The organism is Aporhodopirellula rubra, assembly GCF_014192335.1.
Classification (GTDB): Bacteria; Planctomycetota; Planctomycetia; order Pirellulales; family Pirellulaceae; genus Rhodopirellula; species Rhodopirellula rubra.
Genome location: NZ_JACHXU010000009.1, coordinates 38,267 through 55,892 on the forward strand (window position 1 = coordinate 38,267; position 17,626 = coordinate 55,892).

The following is a 17,626-nucleotide window of genomic DNA, read 5'->3' on the forward strand; positions in this document are numbered from 1 at the left end:
CCGCTAAAAGGGCCAATCCATGTATCCATCCATGTTTTTGCGAAGCAGCTTTTTCATGATCAATCGACGACTCTTCACCGGTCTCGTGCTAGTGAGTTCGTTACTTTTTCTGGTGCGTACCACGTTGCAAACCAGCACGAGCAATGCGCGAGTCGATAACACCACCGTGACAACATTGGACGCGACGTTGTCATCCACTCCGCCTTTCTTGCCGGTATTCTCGCAAACCGAACGCGTCTCTTACTTGCCGCTTTCGGTGTTAATCCTCGTGGGAGTTGTTTCGATCGTCGCGTACCGAACGCAAGACGCCGCGATGTCTCACGCGGCGAACCAGTCATACGGAATCGTGCCGCAACCGCCGGCGCATCAGCCATTGTTCAATGACCTTTCTCCTATCGCTTCAAACGGTCATACCGGCGCATTGGTTGAGTCACATCGCCAAGCAACGGATACGAATGCAATTGACTCCGCCGCAGCGGCGATGACGACGCAGACGGTACCGACAGACAATCTGGTGATGACGGAACCATTCCCCGCAAAGATGCGGACATTCCGTCGGGCAATCGAGCAAAGCCCCGCTTCGGTGATTATTACCGACTCCAAAGCACGAATCGAATTCGTAAACCCACAATTTGAAGAAGTCACCGGTTACTCCAGCGCCGAAGCGATCGGCAGGAGTCCTCGCATACTGAAATCAGGTGTTCATCCTCCTGATTTCTACGGATCGATGTGGCGAACACTTCTCGACGGAAAAGTATGGCGAGGTGAAATTTGCAATCGCCGTCGATCCGGTGAATTGTTCTGGGAAGACACCTCGATCACGGCGGTATTCGACGATGACGGCAAGGTCGCCAACTACGTTGCGGTCAAAATCGATATCACTGAACGCAAGCAAATCGAAGAACAACTCGCCGCTCACGTCGACTCGCTCGAAAAAGCCAAACGAGAATTGGAAGAAATCAGCGAACACGAAAAGGCTACCAGCGAATCGCTGCAAGCGAGGCTGAAAGAACTCGAAGCATTCAATCGAATCGCAATCGGGCATGAAATGCAGATCATCGCTTTGAAAAAAGAGATCAACGAGATGTGTGCCGATACCGGCGATCCACCCAAATATGAAATCGCCAAATCGAAAACCGTAACATGAACGGCGTAGACAACAAAGGACTCCAAGGACTCGTGGAATATCGCATTGAAGAAAAGGCGTGGAACGAGAACCCATCCTTGCAAACGCGTTAGGATGCCAGTGCGTCGTACACATCAGCGACCGCCACAATTCGCCCGCAGTCAGTCGACTCGACTTTCGCAGAAACTGGTCAAATCGAAACACTCACCGTTGCCACCGAATCAGGTCGAGTTCGAGTGGCACGTTGACAGATTCGTGTTTCGGAACGATACGCGGTGTGAAGTCAGCCACGGGACGCATGGCCGTCACGGTCACCTGATAGGTCGCCCAATCCGGTTCGGAGCTCTTTGACGCGTCGAATCGGTTCATCTCTTGCCGAACAGGCGACTCGCCGTTGACACCGTCGGCATACAGTTCGACTCGTACAGAGTTCGGATCGAGCCCGTCCAAATACACGTCAATTTCGAAGTGATGTCCGTCGCTATTCGAGCTGATTCGCAGCTCCCCAAACGCCAGCGAACTCCACTTCTCTCGCAGCGCCCGTTCCCAGTGGACAATATTGGTTCCCACCGTACCGCCGAGCGTGGATCGATTATGAAAGGCGATGGCGGCAGGCAGGTAATGCTGCTCGGTATATTCACGAACGGTGCGAGCGGCGGAATACTGCGGCGTCAGTCGTGACATGCTGGCCCGCATCCGTGCCAACCATTTCGTCGGAATGCCTTGTTCATTGCGATCGTAAAACTCGGGCACGACTTCGTTCTCGAGCACGTTGTAGAGTTGCTCGGCTTCGTTGGCATCCCATGCCGGATCATCGCCGTGCTCTTGCCCGTCGCCGATCGCCCAACCGACTTCGGGCGTGTATGCCTCGGCCCACCAACCATCGAGTTCCGACAAGTTGATGCCGCCGTTGACCAACACCTTCATACCGCTGGTACCGCTCGCTTCCCAGGGACGCCGGGGCGTGTTGACCCAAACGTCGGAACCTTGAACAAGATGTTCGGTCAACGACATGTCGTAATCGCTCAGGAAGATCACGTGCCGTCGAGCGACGGGATGCCGGATGAAGTCAATCCACTGGCGAATTAAGTCTTGCCCGGCTCTATCCGCCGGGTGAGCCTTTCCGGCAATGATCAACTGCACCGGACGTTCCGTGTTCGTCAACAAACGCAAGAGACGATCAGGGTCATCCAGTAACAAGTTTGGACGTTTGTACGTCGCAAAACGACAGCAAAGCCGAGTGTCAACGTGTTCGGATCAAACAGGTGCTTGGCCTCTTCGACTTCTTCAGGGGATGATCCCGAACCGGCGAGCTGACGTGATAGACGGTGCCGTGCGTAGTCGACCAGCGCGTGCGTGGAATCCACCCGGAATTGCCACAGTTGTTCGTCCGAAACCTGGCAAATATCGCACTCCAACGTTTCACTCGTCCCGAGCCATCGGTCCTTCCCGCACAAGTGTGTCCAGATATCGTCAGCCGCCGCGGAATCCCAACTCGGCATGTGCACGCCATTGGTCACATGCCCCACCGGCACTTCCCATTCTGGCCAGTTCCGAAACAACGGCTCGAAGATGCGGCGGCTGACTTGGCCGTGCAAACGGCTGACACCGTTGACGCTACCGCTGCCACGGATCGCCAAATAGGCCATGTTGAACGGTTCCGAATCATCGTCCGGGTTTCGCCGCCCGAGGGCCAATAGATCGCGAACAGAAATGCCGAGCCTTTCCTGCGCATATCGCCTCAGATACAGCTCGATCAGATCCGGTGCAAAACGATCAAACCCCGCTTCCACCGCCGTGTGCGTCGTGAACAGATTTCCCGCACGCGTCACGGTCAACGCCACGTCGAATGGCTGTCCCGATGTCTCCATGAAACAACTGGCGCGTTCTAGCACCGCAAACGCGGCGTGGCCTTCGTTCAAATGACACACGTCCGGAACAATGCCCAATTCCTCCAGCAATCGCCAACCGCCGATGCCGAGAATCATCTCTTGCTTCAAACGCAAATCCGGTCCACCGCCGTACAGTTCGCTGGTGATTCCTCGATGTTCCGGAAAATTCCCCGCGTCGTTGCTGTCGAGCAAATACAAGTTCACACGACCGACCTGAACCTGCCACGCACGCAACCAAACCGAGTAACCGGGCAGGCTAATTTTCAGTCGCAACCATTCTCCATCCGCGTCACGAAGCGGACGGATCGGCAATTGCCCGGGATCGTTATACGGATAGAGGGCTTGTTGTTGTCCCGCCGCATCAATGGCTTGTCGAAAGTAGCCTTGTTGATACAGCAATCCAACCGCGACTACGGGCACGCCCAAATCACTGGCCGCCTTCAGTTGATCGCCCGCAACATTCCCCAGCCCTCCGGAATAAATCGGTAACGCGTCGCTGAGCATGTACTCCATGCAAAAGTACGCCGCACACTTCAGCGGTGATTCGGCGTGTGTTTGTTGGAACCATGCCGGTTGCTCGGCCGTTTCCCGCCTCGCGTTTAATAGCTCATCGACTTTCGACCGAAACTCGGCATCATCGAGGACATGTTCGATTCGCTGACGCGAGACCGTTTGCAGCACCACCCAAGGATTGTGGGTGATCTCCCAAAGTTCTTCATCCAATCCCCGCCAAACCACATCGGTCGCGTGATTCCACGACGACCGCAGATCCAACGCCAACTCGGCCAGAGACTCAAAACCATCGATCTCGATGGGCAGGAGATCGTAAACCGGATGGACATGCCTTGGGTTGGCAGACATGGCTATTCCGCCAACCAATCGCGAGCTTGGTCGATTTCGCTAACGTCGAAGTAGCGAATTTTGGCGGTCGTGAATGGTTTGCAGAACACCGCCATTCCTCGTTCCCATTTCTTCTCGCCGACAATCGCCAACCGTTCGATGTCATTAAAATGCTTGACGTCAAACTTGATGTCTTGCCACATCGCCCCGGCATCCCATCCGTGGAAATCGTGCATCGCGAAGAGGATCCGGATCTTACCGCACACTTCGATCTGGCGCTCCACCGAAGGCAAAAACAGTTCATAGGCTGCTCTGTCCAGTTTTCCCGTCACTTGAATTTCCAGATAGTTGCCTTCTTGAATTTCGCTGAGTTCAACCGACATCACTTCACCTCATTACGTTTAATGGTTGTTAAGAATTGATCACGCGAAACGACGAAGCAGATGCAATGCCAAATCAAAATCCCCGCTAAATAACGCATCGAACATGGACACGATGCGTGCACCCTGACAACGCATGTGCGAATATGGGCAGCGTGATGCAATATCTTTCGCGGTCTAAGCACTCGCCAAAAAACCACCACTCGTTTAAAACAACGAGCGAGCAGAATGGCTCCCCGATGTCAGTGGCAAACTACCGGTGCGAATGAGGACCGTAGACAAGACCGGCGGAAACCTCTCGCTATTTCAGCACTCGAAACAAAGAAGAGACCAGATGATTCTCGAACTGTTGATTGACTAGCCCGCTGCGAAGTTGAGGGCTCTCGTTGTTCCCCTCGTTTGCGTATCGTGCTGAACATGACGCAATCACGAATCAACTTCTGAACAAATCAACAGCCCGCTCGCGACGAAACATCAACTGCGGTTCGCAATCCCACCGATGCGAGTCTTCATTCATTGAAATAAGAAAGCGCACGACACCGGCAAACGATCCGAATACGCCTGCCCCTTTTTACTACCGGTTCCAAACTAGTGTTGAACGAAGTCCTTCGAAATCCTACACAGAGCAGGCTGCAGTCTCGAGGTTGGGCTGATCCAATTGAGTGCTTGACGGCGGCGCAAGCCGCGACGATGGCCGCGCACGTTCAGACGTTGAATCTCAAACCCGACGCCGCGTGGTCAAAGGACCTCGCCACAAGAGATCGATGGATCTGGGATCTGGCAAGTTCAGATTTGATTCTGCAGCACATCCAACCGCTGCTCGGCGAGCACATCGTCCTATGGGGCAGTTCCGTGGTGACTCGCAAACCCGGGCAAGCACATCCGTGGCACTCGGACATCGAGGTATGGGATGCGAACGAGACGGATGCGATCAGTGTTTGGATTGGGTTGGAGGCAACGTCCCGATCCTCTTCGCTGAGCTTTGTTGATGGATCGCATCGCGTGGGCGTTTCCGTTCAGGAGGCCGCGTCCGGATTGGCCCGTGACTCACGAACGAGTGATGCTATTCTGCAATTGGCTCGATCGCGTTGCGGCGGAGAGGCCGCCCTCAGCACTCCCGACGCCTGGGACGGTGCCATGTTGATGTTCGCCGGTGGGACTTGGCACGGCTCACTCAACACACGCTCCGATGGTACCCGCGTCGCGTTACTGTTGCAGTTTGCTCGAGCAAAATTTCGCATCCGCCAACCCGATTGGTCGCAGCTCGATTGGCCCTTCCGCTTCAACGACAACGTGCCGCCGCCCGTATTGTGCATCAGCGGCGATTCCGAAATCGCACTTCAAGCCGGTAATCGTGTGGTCTCACCTCCACCGGCCAGCCCTCCGTCGATGTGGGATCCCTCGATCAGCCTTTCGCACCTGCCGCCACAAGTCCACAGTTGGGATCCGCCGTTAGCAGTCGCCCCGGGAGGCGGCTGGCAACCGACGCTCAACTTCGAAGGCCACACACAAATTTTGCGAAAGATCAGTGCGCACGCCTCGACGCTCACCCCCGGCGAATTTCCGCACGACCTGCAACGCCACTCCGACGAAGAACTCTTGCTCGTGCTGGCCGGTGAAGCGGAGTTGCACTACGCGACTGATCCGGACGATCCGTCACCACAGGCCATTCGCGTCGCCGCTGGAAATTTCGCTTACTACCCGTCATACACCTGCCACACCATCTCCTGTCCGGCGGACGCTACTGAACCGGCACAATACATGATGTTGCGTTGGAATGCTCGTCCCGCATGGGGCCCAAAAACAACCGCAACGTTGATTCGTCAAAGACCATGGAGTCTTCACGATTTGTTTCCAGCGACGGGCCGTGGCTTTGCTTCACAGCTGATCGAAGAAGGCCCCACCACCTGCCTTCCGCACTTACACCTGCACGCCAGCACGGTCGAGTGCGGCAGCGGCTACCCCGCCCATGAAGATGAATACGACGTCGGCATTGTCCTTCTCGAAGGCACGATCGAAACCCTGGGGAAACATGTTCACGCTCCCGCGATCCTATTCCATCCGGCCGGAACCGCTCACGGATTGAAAGCCGTCAGCGAATCGCCCGCTCGCTACCTAGTGGCCGAGTTTCACCACCCACCGGATCCCGAACTGCCACCGCCACACGACTCCCGTCCATGTTTTCGCTCACCGCGACACGGCATCTGGAATCGTACGCGACCGAGCCGAGACCGACTGAGCGCAAGTTTGCGATCCTGGTGGCAACAACTTTGGCTAAACCGATGAGATGGGCTTTCGTTTCCACACTCGGCTTCCCACCCGAACGCACCGGTGGTGCCCAAATGTCGGTACTCGCGATTTGCCGAGCGTTGAAATCCGCGGGTGACACAGTAGCGATTGCCTGTATGCAAGAGATGCAAGAGGTCGTGGCCCAATCGTGCCGTCACACACTCATTCGGTATTTGAGACCGAACGCTCCACTGCATCATCAGCACGACGGCATCGACCAATGGCGTTTTCGACGGTTGGAGGATACGGGGTGGGATGCATGGGCGGTGGCCCTCCGTCGCTGGCTCGCGTGGTTTGCCCCTGACGTAGTGGTCGTTGATGCCGGCCTGACTCGCGATGTCGCCGCGATACTGGCTGCGGATTACCGAACGGTTGTCTCGCTCAGAGACGTGGAGTTCCAAGCACAAACTCAGCATTCAACGCCGCCGCCTTTTCCGACCAACGCGACCTACATCGCCAATTCCACATTCACCGCAACCCGCTTTCGCGAAGCCTTCAACCTTCCCGCAATGGTAATCCAACCTTGCGTCGCACGTCCTTGCTTCACCCGCGAGAAACCGATCACGCAGGAGGTACCTAGCCAGGGTGAAAAGATCCTATTCATCAATCCTGATCCGCGAAAAGGTTGGGCACTGACACTGGAACTGATACGCCGACTTCCGCAATTTGTGTTTCGCATCCAGGAATCGTGGCCTCTGTGCCCCGAAGCTCACACCGCCGTGCAAGCCGAACTCGAAACGCTCCCGAACGCTGAATTCCATACCACCGTCGCGGACATACGTGATGCGTTCCAGGATGCCCGGTGTCTCATCGTCCCGAGCGATTGGGAAGAAGCCTGGGGACGAGTAGTGACCGAAGCTCAAATCTTCGGCCTCCCCGTCATCGCCCGTGCCATCGGCGGCCTTCCCGAATCCGTGGGCAACGGCGGACTCCTCCTAGCGCCCGAAACTGATTTCGGCGGCTGGACCAATGCGATCTCTTCCGTCATGACGGACGATGCACTGCGAAACAAATTGATTCACCAGGGAAAAACCCATGTCGACACACACCTGGTCTCACCCGCAATCCAAGCCGCCCAACTACGCGAACTGGTGCGTTGCCCGGCATGAGAGCCTCCCTCGGGATCGAACGATTCGGCTTCTCGCATCCGCCTCTTCACCGGCCGCTTGCTTGACCTCCGGTTCACATCCTACACACGACACGAGAAGAAACGCACGGCCGCGCTGAGACACATTGCTTAGACAACCACGACTTCAACGATGACGGCACACCAACCGCTTCCAGCTTTGCTTACATTTTCAAACTGCAAACTGGCCACCCTGCAAACATAAGTTGATCGAAAAATAACCACGACTCCACCGAGCAAACTGCTTTCCGTGGCGTGTATCGAGTTCCGCGCCTTCAGAATCCAACGCCATGACGAACCCAAGCTCAGAATCCCCCTTCTCCGATCCCGATGCGGTCGCACGATATGCCGAAGGACCTCCGCGCATTGTGCCCGGTTACGCGGCGTTGCTCCGCATGACCACATTGCTGTTAGAAGAACGCGTACCGAGCAACGGACGGGTGCTGGTATTGGGCGCGGGTGGAGGACTCGAACTGAAAACGTTTGCGCAGGCCCAGCCGACATGGTCGTTCGACGGTGTGGATCCCGCGGCCGAGATGCTGAAACTGGCCGAGCAGACTCTCGCCACACACTCCCCACGCGTTCAATTACATCATGGCTATATCCATGATGCTCCCGCCGGTCCGTTCGATGCAGCGACTTGCGTTTTGACCATGCACTTCGTCGCCCCCGAAGAGCGACAAGGCACGATCGACGAAGTTCACCGCCGCTTGAAACCAGGTTCACCATTTGTGATGGCTCACCTGAGCACTCCCGAAGGCGAACGAGAACGGGAAACGTGGCTATCACGATATGCCGCCTTCACCGTCGCCTGCGGTACCGACCCTGAAAAAGCACAAGCAGCTCGCACAGCCATCGCATCACGATTGACGATCCTCTCACCCGAGCAAGATGAAGCCACCTTGCGGGACGCAGGCTTCTCCGACGTGAGTCTTTTCTACGCCGGCTTCGCATTTCGCGGTTGGGTAGCGTACGCATGACGCTTATCAAAATCACCAACCATCGCAAAACATAGCCGCTCATTTGCACCGCAAATAGACTCCAACAATCTAACCATTTGCGGAGCAAATGGTCGACTATGTCAAACCGCCACGCAAGAACGACGGGCCTCAGTAAACGAAAAGTGCCGTCAAATCGCATTCTCCATTGCGTGTTGACGGCAGTCTGAGATTAGATCGTCTGTAGGCTGCAACCTTGGCGAACGTCCAAGAACTCCTGCATGGACGCCGACCGGTGTAATCGCGGTGTTCCGCGAGATCACCAACTCTGACTAGTCGTCGCTAGAAGGCTCAATCAGAGGTTGTTCCTCTTTCAACTCTGGGTGTGCATCCAAGAATTGTTCGACATCCGTGGAGTCATAAGCGACTTCGGGTTGACTTTCCTGGCAGCCAGTCATGCTGAGGGACGCGACGAGAATAAGAGAGGCGAAAACGAAATATTTCATTCGATGAAAACTTTTTAGTTGAGTAAAAGCCGTGCCAGCCGAGCATTGCCGACTGACACGTTTAGTTAGAAAACACGCAAGTCACGAAACGACGCTTGAGAGAAGCCAACGTCCGACTCAAGTGGTCGAGAGACTAGAACTCTTCGGAGATCACTTCGCGACTTCCGCGAGTCCCGAGAGCACCCCAAACACCATATGGGCTTGCAGCGCCAGGAACGGAGAGAGCCGAATCACCATTCACGCTGCTGATTGCAACCATGGCTCGATTGAGATCACCCGAGTCGATCGAATCGCTGATGAAACGCACGGCACCATCGCCCATCAAGACATGGCAACCGCCTTGGTGGTTACTGCTTGGGGTAAGGATACCATCGCCTTGAACGAAACCAGACGAGTAACAGATCTCACGGTTAGGCGGCAGAATGGTGAACATACCGGTGAAGATCGCATAGCCTGACGCCCACCGCATTCCTCGTCTCCACTCCACATTACCGGCGTTGAGAATCGTTGTGCTGTCAGCCCAATAACGAGGACGTTCCGGATCGGTGTACGATTGACAGCCCAACACTCCACCAGCCTGCTTGACGCTAACGCCCTTCACTCCAACGGTTCGCTTGTCATTGTCGCCGTTGTCGGTAACGAACTCACCCATCGCGATCGTGTTAGACAAACCATCCAGCACGTCACGGAATTTATTGTCAATCTCAGGCTGGAACATACCGCGAGTCGCAGCCTGCACTTTTTGGATGGTCGTTGCGGTCGCGTAAAACGAACCGTTGTAAGGGTGGTACATATTGCCGATTGTCTGATCGATCGAATCGCCGAAACAGACGCCATAGTTGGAACGCCCTTGGGCGGGGAGACCAACGAACGGATCGCTCGGGCAACGCAATGTTGGGATTTCAGTGACCCAAGGGTCATACAGACCGCTCTGGCCATTTACCGATTCGATCAGCGTCCGGTTGGGCCATGGCCCCATCGGCTGATAGATGTTTCCGGCCCCCGTACCCTCGCTCACTTGATATGGGTTAGAAATTTGTTCCCACAACGCTTGCTGTTCGAAGAAGGGAGTGAGCCCCACCAAGGCCGAGAGCTCTCCGCCGTTGTTTCCGGGAGCGTATCGTCGGAGGTTATTCCCCCCGGATGAGCCCTTGTCGAAATGGCCGTTCGTACCGCCAAGCTGACGCGGCAACTGCTGGTAGGCAGAGTGGTAATTGTGAAGTGCTAGGCCGAGCTGTTTCACATTGTTACTACAGCTCATTCGACGAGCCGCCTCACGCGCGGCTTGGACAGCAGGCAAAAGCAATCCGACGAGCACACCGATGATGGCAATCACAACGAGGAGCTCTACAAGTGTAAAGCCACGACGGATTCGAATGTCGTTCGTCGGATTTTGACTACCTGTGGCACCGGTAGGTTCACAAGCCACAGAGGCATACATGCTAGGCATCGTTCAAATTTTCCAGATGGGGAGAATGGGAGTTCGAATATCGAAGCCTGGTTAAAGCTTCATCACATCCTCTCTATAGGCAAACAGCGGGCCAACTTAATAACGGCTAGCGATTGCCCATTGGATCAAAACTAGGGTTTACTGAAATTCAAGCTGCTTATTTAACCAGCACACAACGCTCATTTATCACGCAACACCATGTTGCACGATCCCTCCAAGGGGGACACACACCTTTTCATGCCACCATCTAATTTCAAAAGGGCTTCTTGCAATCACCTTCGGCGCAAAGCCCCCCCCCCCGAATTACAAGATCTAAACACCTAGTTTTAAATTTTCTCCAAAAACTTTCGCTGCTATCTCGACGGTCAACCTACACATAAAACATCGCCGGGGGCCAAGACAAACCACATGATGGGGGCGAAGCAGACGGGCGATGTGAACACGCTCCCCAAAAAGAGCAGAGCTGTCGCAATAGAAAGCACCAAGGGCCCTGCCCTGATACGCCACAACAACGCCTGTCCCCTTTATGAAGCAGCTTGCACGGTTCGACGCGTGATTATCTCGCATCGATTTCGCAAATACACACCGTGGCTTTCGCAGACGACGGAACGAATGCCAACGCAAGCCAGCCAGGCAACTGATCACGAGACCAAAGGAAGCCCAACAACTCTCGCATCATCGTGAATCAATTCGCCACCGATGCGATGGCACCCGCGTCGGGATGACTGCGATACATTATCGACCGCCGCGACCGTTAATCGGCGCGATGCAAACCGCATTGACGCATCCATCGACAACTAGAGTTTCTTAATTCGAATGTTGCGAAACCAAGCAGGATGCCCCCAATCCTGCAACCCGATCTTCCCAGACGCCGGGACAGATTTTCCCAACTCGTCATAATCCAGATTGATGACCTGTTCGCCATTCAACTCCACCTGCAACAAGTTCCCCTTGCACGCGATCACCATTCGGTTCCACTCGCCCGCTGGCTTCGCCATATTTTTGCTAGGAGGCGAGACCTTTTGCACGGCGCCACAATCGTCTGTCGTCAGAGGCCCCTGCTTCCCGTAAGAATCAGTCAGCTCAATCTCAATGAATCCACCAAGAGACTGCGAGCGCAAAAACACGCTGCTATCGCCGCCCTCGGCGAGTTTGAACTCAAAATCGAGCTTGAAGTCTCGGAATGTCCACTTCGTCCAAAGAAATAACCGGTAGCTGAAGATCCCTCTCTTTCCAGGCTTCGGCTTCAGCGCCAAGACACCGCCGTCTTCAACGACCCAAGTCCCTGTCGTCTCCCATCCCGTCAAATCTTTGCCATTGAACAGGGGCAGATAGCCATCGCTATCCTTCTCGGCCGCGTGAGAATCGATCGTGCATGTCGTGGCGGTCGCGATCACGATGGCCACAAAAAAAGCTGCGAGTCGAGAGGACATGACCTTCCTTCCAGGGTAGATTCGAGAATTGCTGTCGTACCGCCCCACCTTGAGCGTCGCATTGCGGGATGCTGTGAGCGTGCATGACTCAAACTCCTCCCCCGCTAGCGATTAGGTTGATTGCAAACACCTCCTGAGGCAAGCGTAATTGCAAGCTTTTCTTGGCAGCGGAGTAACGCCACATCGCATTTGCCCCGCGTTCCCTCTCTGTCATTTTCCCCGAACTGACTTCATCTCCTCAGCCATCGCTTTGAACTGATCGAGCCAGGATGCGGTGATGGCGTGGGCAATGGTTGCATCTTCCGTCTCACGCAACTGCCTCGCCGTCGATCCCCAATAAAAACTGATCCATCCGTCCGCAATACTTTTTGATGCTCGGACAAACTCAACCAACTCTCGCTCCGAACACTTCATCGGAAACATCTCTTCAACCACCAGCGGCTTGCCAATGTCGTAAGCCTTAAGCGCAATGATCGCTTTGGCGACTTGCTCCTTTTCGGGATAGAAATGTACAGACACGAAATCAAGCCGCTCGCTAACCTCCGGCGAATAAAACAATGGCTTACCACCACCGAACGCAAACACCCACGGGATCACCCCGACAGTAATCAGGTGTCGATCGTCATGATTGCGAATGGCATCAACCATTTGATCGACCCAAGCTTTCGCAACATCTGATCGTGACCGCCCAGCCAAATCCAACGTCAATCGCTGCACGAAAAACTTACCGCCCAGTTCACCGCCCAGCCAATCGGTCTCGGGTTGCCTGCCCGCGAGAATCGGTTCGTTCATCAAGTCATAGCAGAACACCGCAGGACTATCGCGGCATACGCTCGCAACCGCTTCCCAAAAGAACGCTTGCGTCTTCCACCGCTCTTCTTCGCTTTGCTGATCATACCAACCAGGCACGTTGGATTTGTGGTAACACGCCAATCCGGTGATATCGAGATACAAGCCTTCACGCTCAGCGAGTTTGAGCAATTCAGCAAGTTGATCCAAGGCCGCCTGGTTGACACGACCGGGAGCCTCGACAAATTTCCCAACTTGTAAGTGAATGCGAACGCAGTTGGCACCGAGCTGCTTGATTTCGGAGAAATCTTCAACCACTTCATCCCATCGCTCGATCCAATACTCATCGAGCAACTCCCCCGCGGTGTTGTGATCGTAGTTCACCCCCCAAACAACAAACCGTTCACCGGAACCTTCGAGCACAAAATGCTCACCGTCGTCAGAGACACGAATCGCCGGCATCGCTTGGACGGAAACAGAGGCCATGCCATAAAAGGCAAACACAACAAACCAGAAACGCATTACATACTCGCTGGATCATGCTTCAAAAAGATGTAGTGATGTCGCCAGACGTTGGGAGGGAACTCAATTCGGACGACATTCAGCGACAGTGATCGGGCACGTCATCATCTGGAATGCCGCGGACGAACCCATACTGACGGTCTACTCAGTGTAACGCAGTAATCATGCGGAGCAGAGTTTTTAGAACCGTCGCGGATAATGGGATGTTTCCTACATTCCCACCTCAAAGGACTCCAGCGACTTTGCTTCCGATTCCCCACTGTCGCGAGTGCATTTGACAAGGAAAATTTCTCGACCGTTCGTACCACAGGGAAAGACAACAGCGATCTCTGCAGGGTCGCTTCTCGCCGTCCGGGACGGGGCTGCGAACTAGCTCAAAAAACAACAGCCGCAAAAATGCCCTCCCCCTCAAAAGCAAGCAACCAAATTGGAACAACGTTTGCGTGGCTCGCAAGTCGAATTCTCAGCAGAGAATTACAGAGCGTTGGCTAACCCGCTCGCTGAACAGTCCTTTCGTCGATTGCCCAAACTTTCGAGCTACCGCTATACCTGTTTTGCCTGGCGACACGTTGGTTGCCTGGATGAACGCACGCAGCATTGTCGCCATGGTGACTCCGACAACGCGGACATGGTGATGGTGATCGCGCATGCGTTGGGCGAACACAGCGGTTGGCACACCGATTTCGCGGACCAACTTTCCACGGAGGGCATGGCATCGCTTATGCGTGGCGATTTCTTACCGGTGAGCATCACTAAACGAATCGCCCTGGTCTTGAACAACGCGTGCGTTTTGGCATCGCCAATATCGCAGCCGAGCGATTACCGGTGAAGACTTCCGCTGGACTCGCGTGATGAATGACTATTTGAGTTCCTAAAGATTGAAGTGAGCCTAGCGTCGCTCGCCAATGATTATTCACCGACACAAAACAGGTGTTGTCCGGTGCGAATTAGCAGGCAATCGCCAGCCACAGCTACGCCGTAAACCATCGGATCGCCGTACAAAAACATTTGGTGCAGTTGGCTCTCTGGCATGCCAGCAAACACTTTTTCAGGCCCCGTCTTGGGAGCCATTTGATCGGCCGGCACCGCGTTGGCCCTTCGCTGTTTCTCGGCTGCTTCGCGTGCATCCATCATCGCACTGGCATCATAAAGCTGGTTGCGAGCGATTGGGTCATACTCATCACCCGGTTGCAAGATGATCGTGAATCCATTCTTCGTTACAAAGTAAACGAACTGCTCCCCGTCGGTCCGCGTAACGGCAATCGCAGACGCCCAGCACGGATTACCGATCCGTTTGGCAAATCGCTGTTCACCGGTTGCCTGATCGATGCAGTACAACACGCCGACTTTGTTGACATAGTAAACATAGCCCGCGAAAGCGAGCGGCGTTGAGTAATACGAGTTCGCACGCTCGGCACCCCAGCGAACTTCGTAGCCGGGTTTACCGTCGGTGCTTGTTAGCCTGATACAACAATTCGATCCGGCGGTCGCGTCTTCATCCGTCGCACCGCCGTACATCGTCGTTGAACCAACGAAGACCTCGTCGCCCACGATGCTCGCCGATGGGATATGGTTGCCTTGCAAACCATCGAGTTGCCATAGCGATTCGCCGGTTTCCGCATCGTAGGCATCAACCGTATCGGAAGAACTAGTGATAATGATATCGCGTCCACCCAATCTGGCAGAGACAGGCGAAGACCAAGACGGAACTCGGTCGCCGCGATCAGCCTTCCACGCAATCTCGCCGTCATGTTTGTTGATCGCGAGCAAGTACGAAGGCCCGTGATGATCAACCAGAACAAAGAGGTGGTCGTCGGTTTGAGCGAGCGAACTGGCGACGCCCCGTTCGTTATCAACTTCGCCGTAGGTTTTGATGACCGGAGTGGTCCACCGCACCAAACCGTCATGCGACATCGCCGTCACATCACCGCTGGCGAAGAACGAGTACACACCGTCTGCATCGACACAACACGTCGGAGCGGCACGACTGTTGCGAAAATAGTTCTCAACCTTCGTGGTCGCGTCGATGTGCGACGTCCAAAGCTTATTGCCGCTCTGCAAGTCAAATGCGTGCACTTGGCAATCGTGCTGGAACGGACCTTCGCTGCTGGTCACGTAGACGTGATTATCCCACACTACGGGCGATGATTGCCCGTATCCTGGGATACCGGCTTGCCAGGCAATTCCTTCCTCCGGCGACCACCATGTCGGTAGATCCGCCCTGGTAATCCCGCTACCATCGCCACGAAAGCCGGTCCAGTCTTGGGCGATCGATGTTGCCGCATTACTGATCGTGAAAAGAACAACAAGAAGTTGACGCAAAGCCAAGACAACGCGGGGACGCAGAGAAAAGACAACTCTGCATCGTCGTTCATCTTCGCCTCCCCACGCCCCGCGCGGCGCCGCCTCACCGCTCCTCTGCTTAACCATCAGCCTTGGCACTCTTGAGTAACAGCAACAGCATCTTGGTGGGCTGTTTCGCCGTAATGCTGTGCGACAAATTCGCAGCCATGTGAATGAACGTGTTCGCCGCAGCTTCAACAGTCTTCTCACCCAACGTCACCGTTGCATCACCGTCGAGAAACTGTAGGACGGCCGGGACCGCCGCCGTGTGCTCAGACAGTTCTTGACCCGCATCAAATCCAAACAAGACAACTTTCAGGGAATTGTCTTGATAGAGTGTCTTGCTAATCGTGCCACCCTCTTGGATTATGACTTCGGCTGCGAGATCAACGTAGCTCGTGGACTGTTCGTTCATGAGACCACCTTCAAGATGTCAGCAAATTCTTCGTTGTCGTAGCATCGCATCGTTTGCGTGCGAACGTTGCCGTCCTTGGCGAGCTTAACCAGCAACGCGGAACCGGTTGCTTCGTCCGGCGTTTCAAACACAACGCAACCATCGTACTGGCCAACGGTCCAAACCTGCGAAACAAGCTTGCCGCCAGCGTCACTGACGGACTTGCCAAAATCGGTCGCACGTTGCAGCGACTTATCGACGTTGCGAGCACCTTGGTCGGTGAACTGAATGAGAGTGAGATAGCGAAACATTTTTTTTCCTTCGGGAATAGAGAATGACATCAACTTCGAGAGCAACTCAAAAGAGAATGTGCTCGTTCACGGTAGCTGCATCTGCCAGAATTCAGTCACACGCCAACGACCAGATCGCGCACACTGTGTGTGCCATCACGATGCGTGTTCGAACTGGATTGCTTTCGGAAACAGCACGTTGTTTTCCTTATGAATGTGCTGATGCATGTCGGCTTCGAACTTGGCCAACGAATCGAGCATGGCCCGATAGGTGTTGCACGCCCATTCGGGAGGCGTGTAACCGTCGGTGGACTCATTCAGGATCGCCAGTGCATTGCTCGCATGATCGTGTTCATGTTCCATTTGGCGAATCGGATTGGCGATGCTGCTGCAGTGGTTTTGTTGTCGCTCGCTGGACGCTTCTAACTGACGCACGATCGGAAAAAGGATTTTCTCCTCTTTCATCATGTGCGGTTCGAGCTCCGCTTTGAGCGACACAAATGCCTCCCGCATCCGGAATAGCCGTTTGTCCTTATCTCCATGGACCCGCGATACCTTTTCGGTCATGAAATCGAGGCGTGGCAACTCTTCACGCAGATATGCGTGGTGGGTCGCTTCGATGTGGTCGGCGAGCTCGGTCAGTTTCATCTTATCGACGTCAACCAACGTACTGGCATCGGCTTGGGCGTCGTTTTGCGAGATCGCCTCCAACACCACATCGAGGTTGATGCCACGTTTTTCACATGCGCGGGCAAGTGAAATTTTGCCGCCACAGCAGTAATCAATCTTGAGTGATTCAAAGACACGTGCGCGGGCGGGCTTCTGACGAACGAAGTCACCGACGGTTTGATCGGGATCAAATGTAAGCATGTCAAAATTCATTTATAGGAAGCGTGTAAAAACGTAAACACTCAGAGGAAGCCTGTCGGCAAACAGTATCCATTCGCGGGTCGATTCAGTTGTTACGAATCCCGAGTCATCGCAATTGCCTGGAAGCAAAGCACCATCGATGACTTGGTCACCGCCGACCGTTCCCACTTCAGCCGATTGGGCAAACTCGCCCACCGTCGTCATCACGGCCGGGGTGTCGAAAGGAGCGGGCCAAACATCGATCGCTCCCGGAATCGCCTTCCGTTGATCACCGGTGCGTTGGCACGCTGGATAGAAAAACACCATCGGCTTTGAATTCGTCTCGAGCCCCCATTCATGGAACCGACGCGTGAGGGTCACGGCGTCTCCCACCACCCGGCCCCTAATGCCCTCGACAATCCGGATCGTTTTTTCACTCAACATGCGCGGACAACTCCG

15 protein-coding genes and 1 pseudogene are annotated in these 17,626 nt (G+C 54.8%); 5 read left to right on the forward strand and 11 right to left on the reverse strand.

The genetic code is table 11. The features are described 5' to 3' along the window. Nucleotides 1-19 precede the first annotated feature (19 nt). On the forward strand, nucleotides 20-1,147 hold the full coding sequence (locus tag FHS27_RS13530; protein WP_184305465.1) for a PAS domain-containing protein: 1,128 nt from the start codon (nucleotides 20-22) through the stop codon (nucleotides 1,145-1,147). Between the two features lie 183 nt (nucleotides 1,148-1,330). Here the strand turns inward: FHS27_RS13530 and glgP are convergent. Continuing rightward, a pseudogene (gene glgP / locus FHS27_RS13535) lies at nucleotides 1,331-3,879 on the reverse strand (alpha-glucan family phosphorylase). Nucleotides 3,880-3,881: 2 nt separating this feature from the next. Then, nucleotides 3,882-4,241: a SpoIIAA family protein gene (locus tag FHS27_RS13540; protein WP_184305466.1), complete on the reverse strand. Its 360-nt coding sequence runs from the start codon at nucleotides 4,239-4,241 to the stop codon at nucleotides 3,882-3,884. Nucleotides 4,242-4,928: 687 nt separating this feature from the next. On the opposite strand from FHS27_RS13540, the gene FHS27_RS13545 reads away from it, so the two are divergent. The 3 genes from FHS27_RS13545 (at nucleotide 4,929) to FHS27_RS13555 (ending at nucleotide 8,633) form a co-directional block, all read left to right on the forward strand. Continuing rightward, nucleotides 4,929-6,524, forward strand: coding sequence for a phytanoyl-CoA dioxygenase family protein (locus FHS27_RS13545; RefSeq protein WP_184305467.1), 1,596 nt, complete (start codon nucleotides 4,929-4,931; stop codon nucleotides 6,522-6,524). Then, the gene (locus FHS27_RS13550) at nucleotides 6,521-7,636 is read left to right on the forward strand and encodes a glycosyltransferase (protein WP_184305468.1); all 1,116 of its coding nucleotides are present in this window, start codon (nucleotides 6,521-6,523) and stop codon (nucleotides 7,634-7,636) included. The genes FHS27_RS13545 and FHS27_RS13550 overlap by 4 nt, the downstream gene beginning before the upstream one ends. Nucleotides 7,637-7,943: 307 nt before the next feature. Then, nucleotides 7,944-8,633: a class I SAM-dependent methyltransferase gene (locus FHS27_RS13555; protein WP_184305469.1), complete on the forward strand. Its 690-nt coding sequence runs from the start codon at nucleotides 7,944-7,946 to the stop codon at nucleotides 8,631-8,633. Between the two features lie 290 nt (nucleotides 8,634-8,923). On the opposite strand, the gene FHS27_RS13560 is transcribed toward FHS27_RS13555, so the two are convergent. The 4 genes from FHS27_RS13560 to FHS27_RS13575 form a co-directional block, all read right to left on the reverse strand. After that, entirely contained in the window at nucleotides 8,924-9,097 is a 174-nt protein-coding gene (locus FHS27_RS13560) for a hypothetical protein (protein ID WP_184305470.1), read from the reverse strand. Between the two features lie 133 nt (nucleotides 9,098-9,230). Beyond that, nucleotides 9,231-10,526, reverse strand: coding sequence for a DUF1559 domain-containing protein (locus tag FHS27_RS13565; RefSeq protein WP_315854568.1), 1,296 nt, complete (start codon nucleotides 10,524-10,526; stop codon nucleotides 9,231-9,233). Between the two features lie 818 nt (nucleotides 10,527-11,344). Beyond that, entirely contained in the window at nucleotides 11,345-11,980 is a 636-nt protein-coding gene (locus tag FHS27_RS13570; RefSeq protein ID WP_221225098.1) for a 3-keto-disaccharide hydrolase, read from the reverse strand. A 210-nt stretch (nucleotides 11,981-12,190) separates the two neighbouring features. Beyond that, nucleotides 12,191-13,291 (reverse strand): cellulase family glycosylhydrolase, encoded by a 1,101-nt coding sequence (locus tag FHS27_RS13575; protein WP_184305471.1) that lies wholly within the window; start codon nucleotides 13,289-13,291, stop codon nucleotides 12,191-12,193. A gap of 427 nt (nucleotides 13,292-13,718) precedes the next feature. Between FHS27_RS13575 and FHS27_RS13580 the strand changes: the two genes are divergently transcribed. Continuing rightward, nucleotides 13,719-14,120, forward strand: coding sequence for a hypothetical protein (locus FHS27_RS13580; protein WP_184305472.1), 402 nt, complete (start codon nucleotides 13,719-13,721; stop codon nucleotides 14,118-14,120). An 80-nt stretch (nucleotides 14,121-14,200) separates the two neighbouring features. Here FHS27_RS13580 and FHS27_RS13585 read toward each other — a convergent pair whose 3' ends face one another. The 5 genes from FHS27_RS13585 to FHS27_RS13605 all read right to left on the reverse strand — a co-directional run bounded on the left by FHS27_RS13585 (nucleotide 14,201) and on the right by FHS27_RS13605 (nucleotide 17,611). After that, the gene (locus FHS27_RS13585) at nucleotides 14,201-15,613 is read right to left on the reverse strand and encodes a PQQ-binding-like beta-propeller repeat protein (RefSeq protein WP_246419751.1); all 1,413 of its coding nucleotides are present in this window, start codon (nucleotides 15,611-15,613) and stop codon (nucleotides 14,201-14,203) included. A 100-nt stretch (nucleotides 15,614-15,713) separates the two neighbouring features. Further along, entirely contained in the window at nucleotides 15,714-16,049 is a 336-nt protein-coding gene (locus tag FHS27_RS13590; RefSeq protein WP_184305474.1) for a cupin domain-containing protein, read from the reverse strand. Continuing rightward, nucleotides 16,046-16,339, reverse strand: coding sequence for a GYD domain-containing protein (locus FHS27_RS13595; protein ID WP_184305475.1), 294 nt, complete (start codon nucleotides 16,337-16,339; stop codon nucleotides 16,046-16,048). The genes FHS27_RS13590 and FHS27_RS13595 overlap by 4 nt, the downstream gene beginning before the upstream one ends. Before the next feature lie 135 nt (nucleotides 16,340-16,474). Beyond that, complete coding sequence (gene ric / locus FHS27_RS13600; protein WP_184305476.1) at nucleotides 16,475-17,188, reverse strand: iron-sulfur cluster repair di-iron protein; 714 nt, start codon at nucleotides 17,186-17,188, stop codon at nucleotides 16,475-16,477. 12 nt (nucleotides 17,189-17,200) lie between these two features. Further along, nucleotides 17,201-17,611 carry a hypothetical protein gene (locus FHS27_RS13605; protein ID WP_184305477.1) on the reverse strand — a complete coding sequence of 137 codons (411 nt, stop codon included), beginning with the start codon at nucleotides 17,609-17,611 and terminating at the stop codon, nucleotides 17,201-17,203. Nucleotides 17,612-17,626: the final 15 nt, after the last annotated feature.

Excerpts from the sequence above, each read along its gene's own strand:
- FHS27_RS13530 (WP_184305465.1), top strand. The coding sequence starts at position 20 with ATGTATCCATCCATGTTTTTGCGAAGCAGCTTTTTCATGATCAATCGA.
- FHS27_RS13540 (WP_184305466.1), bottom strand. The coding sequence starts at position 4,241 with ATGTCGGTTGAACTCAGCGAAATTCAAGAAGGCAACTATCTGGAAATT.
- FHS27_RS13545 (WP_184305467.1), top strand. The coding sequence starts at position 4,929 with ATGGCCGCGCACGTTCAGACGTTGAATCTCAAACCCGACGCCGCGTGG.
- FHS27_RS13550 (WP_184305468.1), top strand. The coding sequence starts at position 6,521 with ATGAGATGGGCTTTCGTTTCCACACTCGGCTTCCCACCCGAACGCACC.
- FHS27_RS13555 (WP_184305469.1), top strand. The coding sequence starts at position 7,944 with ATGACGAACCCAAGCTCAGAATCCCCCTTCTCCGATCCCGATGCGGTC.
- FHS27_RS13560 (WP_184305470.1), bottom strand. The coding sequence starts at position 9,097 with ATGAAATATTTCGTTTTCGCCTCTCTTATTCTCGTCGCGTCCCTCAGC.
- FHS27_RS13570 (WP_221225098.1), bottom strand. The coding sequence starts at position 11,980 with ATGTCCTCTCGACTCGCAGCTTTTTTTGTGGCCATCGTGATCGCGACC.
- FHS27_RS13575 (WP_184305471.1), bottom strand. The coding sequence starts at position 13,291 with ATGCGTTTCTGGTTTGTTGTGTTTGCCTTTTATGGCATGGCCTCTGTT.
- FHS27_RS13590 (WP_184305474.1), bottom strand. The coding sequence starts at position 16,049 with ATGAACGAACAGTCCACGAGCTACGTTGATCTCGCAGCCGAAGTCATA.
- FHS27_RS13595 (WP_184305475.1), bottom strand. The coding sequence starts at position 16,339 with ATGTTTCGCTATCTCACTCTCATTCAGTTCACCGACCAAGGTGCTCGC.
- ric (WP_184305476.1), bottom strand. The coding sequence starts at position 17,188 with ATGCTTACATTTGATCCCGATCAAACCGTCGGTGACTTCGTTCGTCAG.
- FHS27_RS13605 (WP_184305477.1), bottom strand. The coding sequence starts at position 17,611 with ATGTTGAGTGAAAAAACGATCCGGATTGTCGAGGGCATTAGGGGCCGG.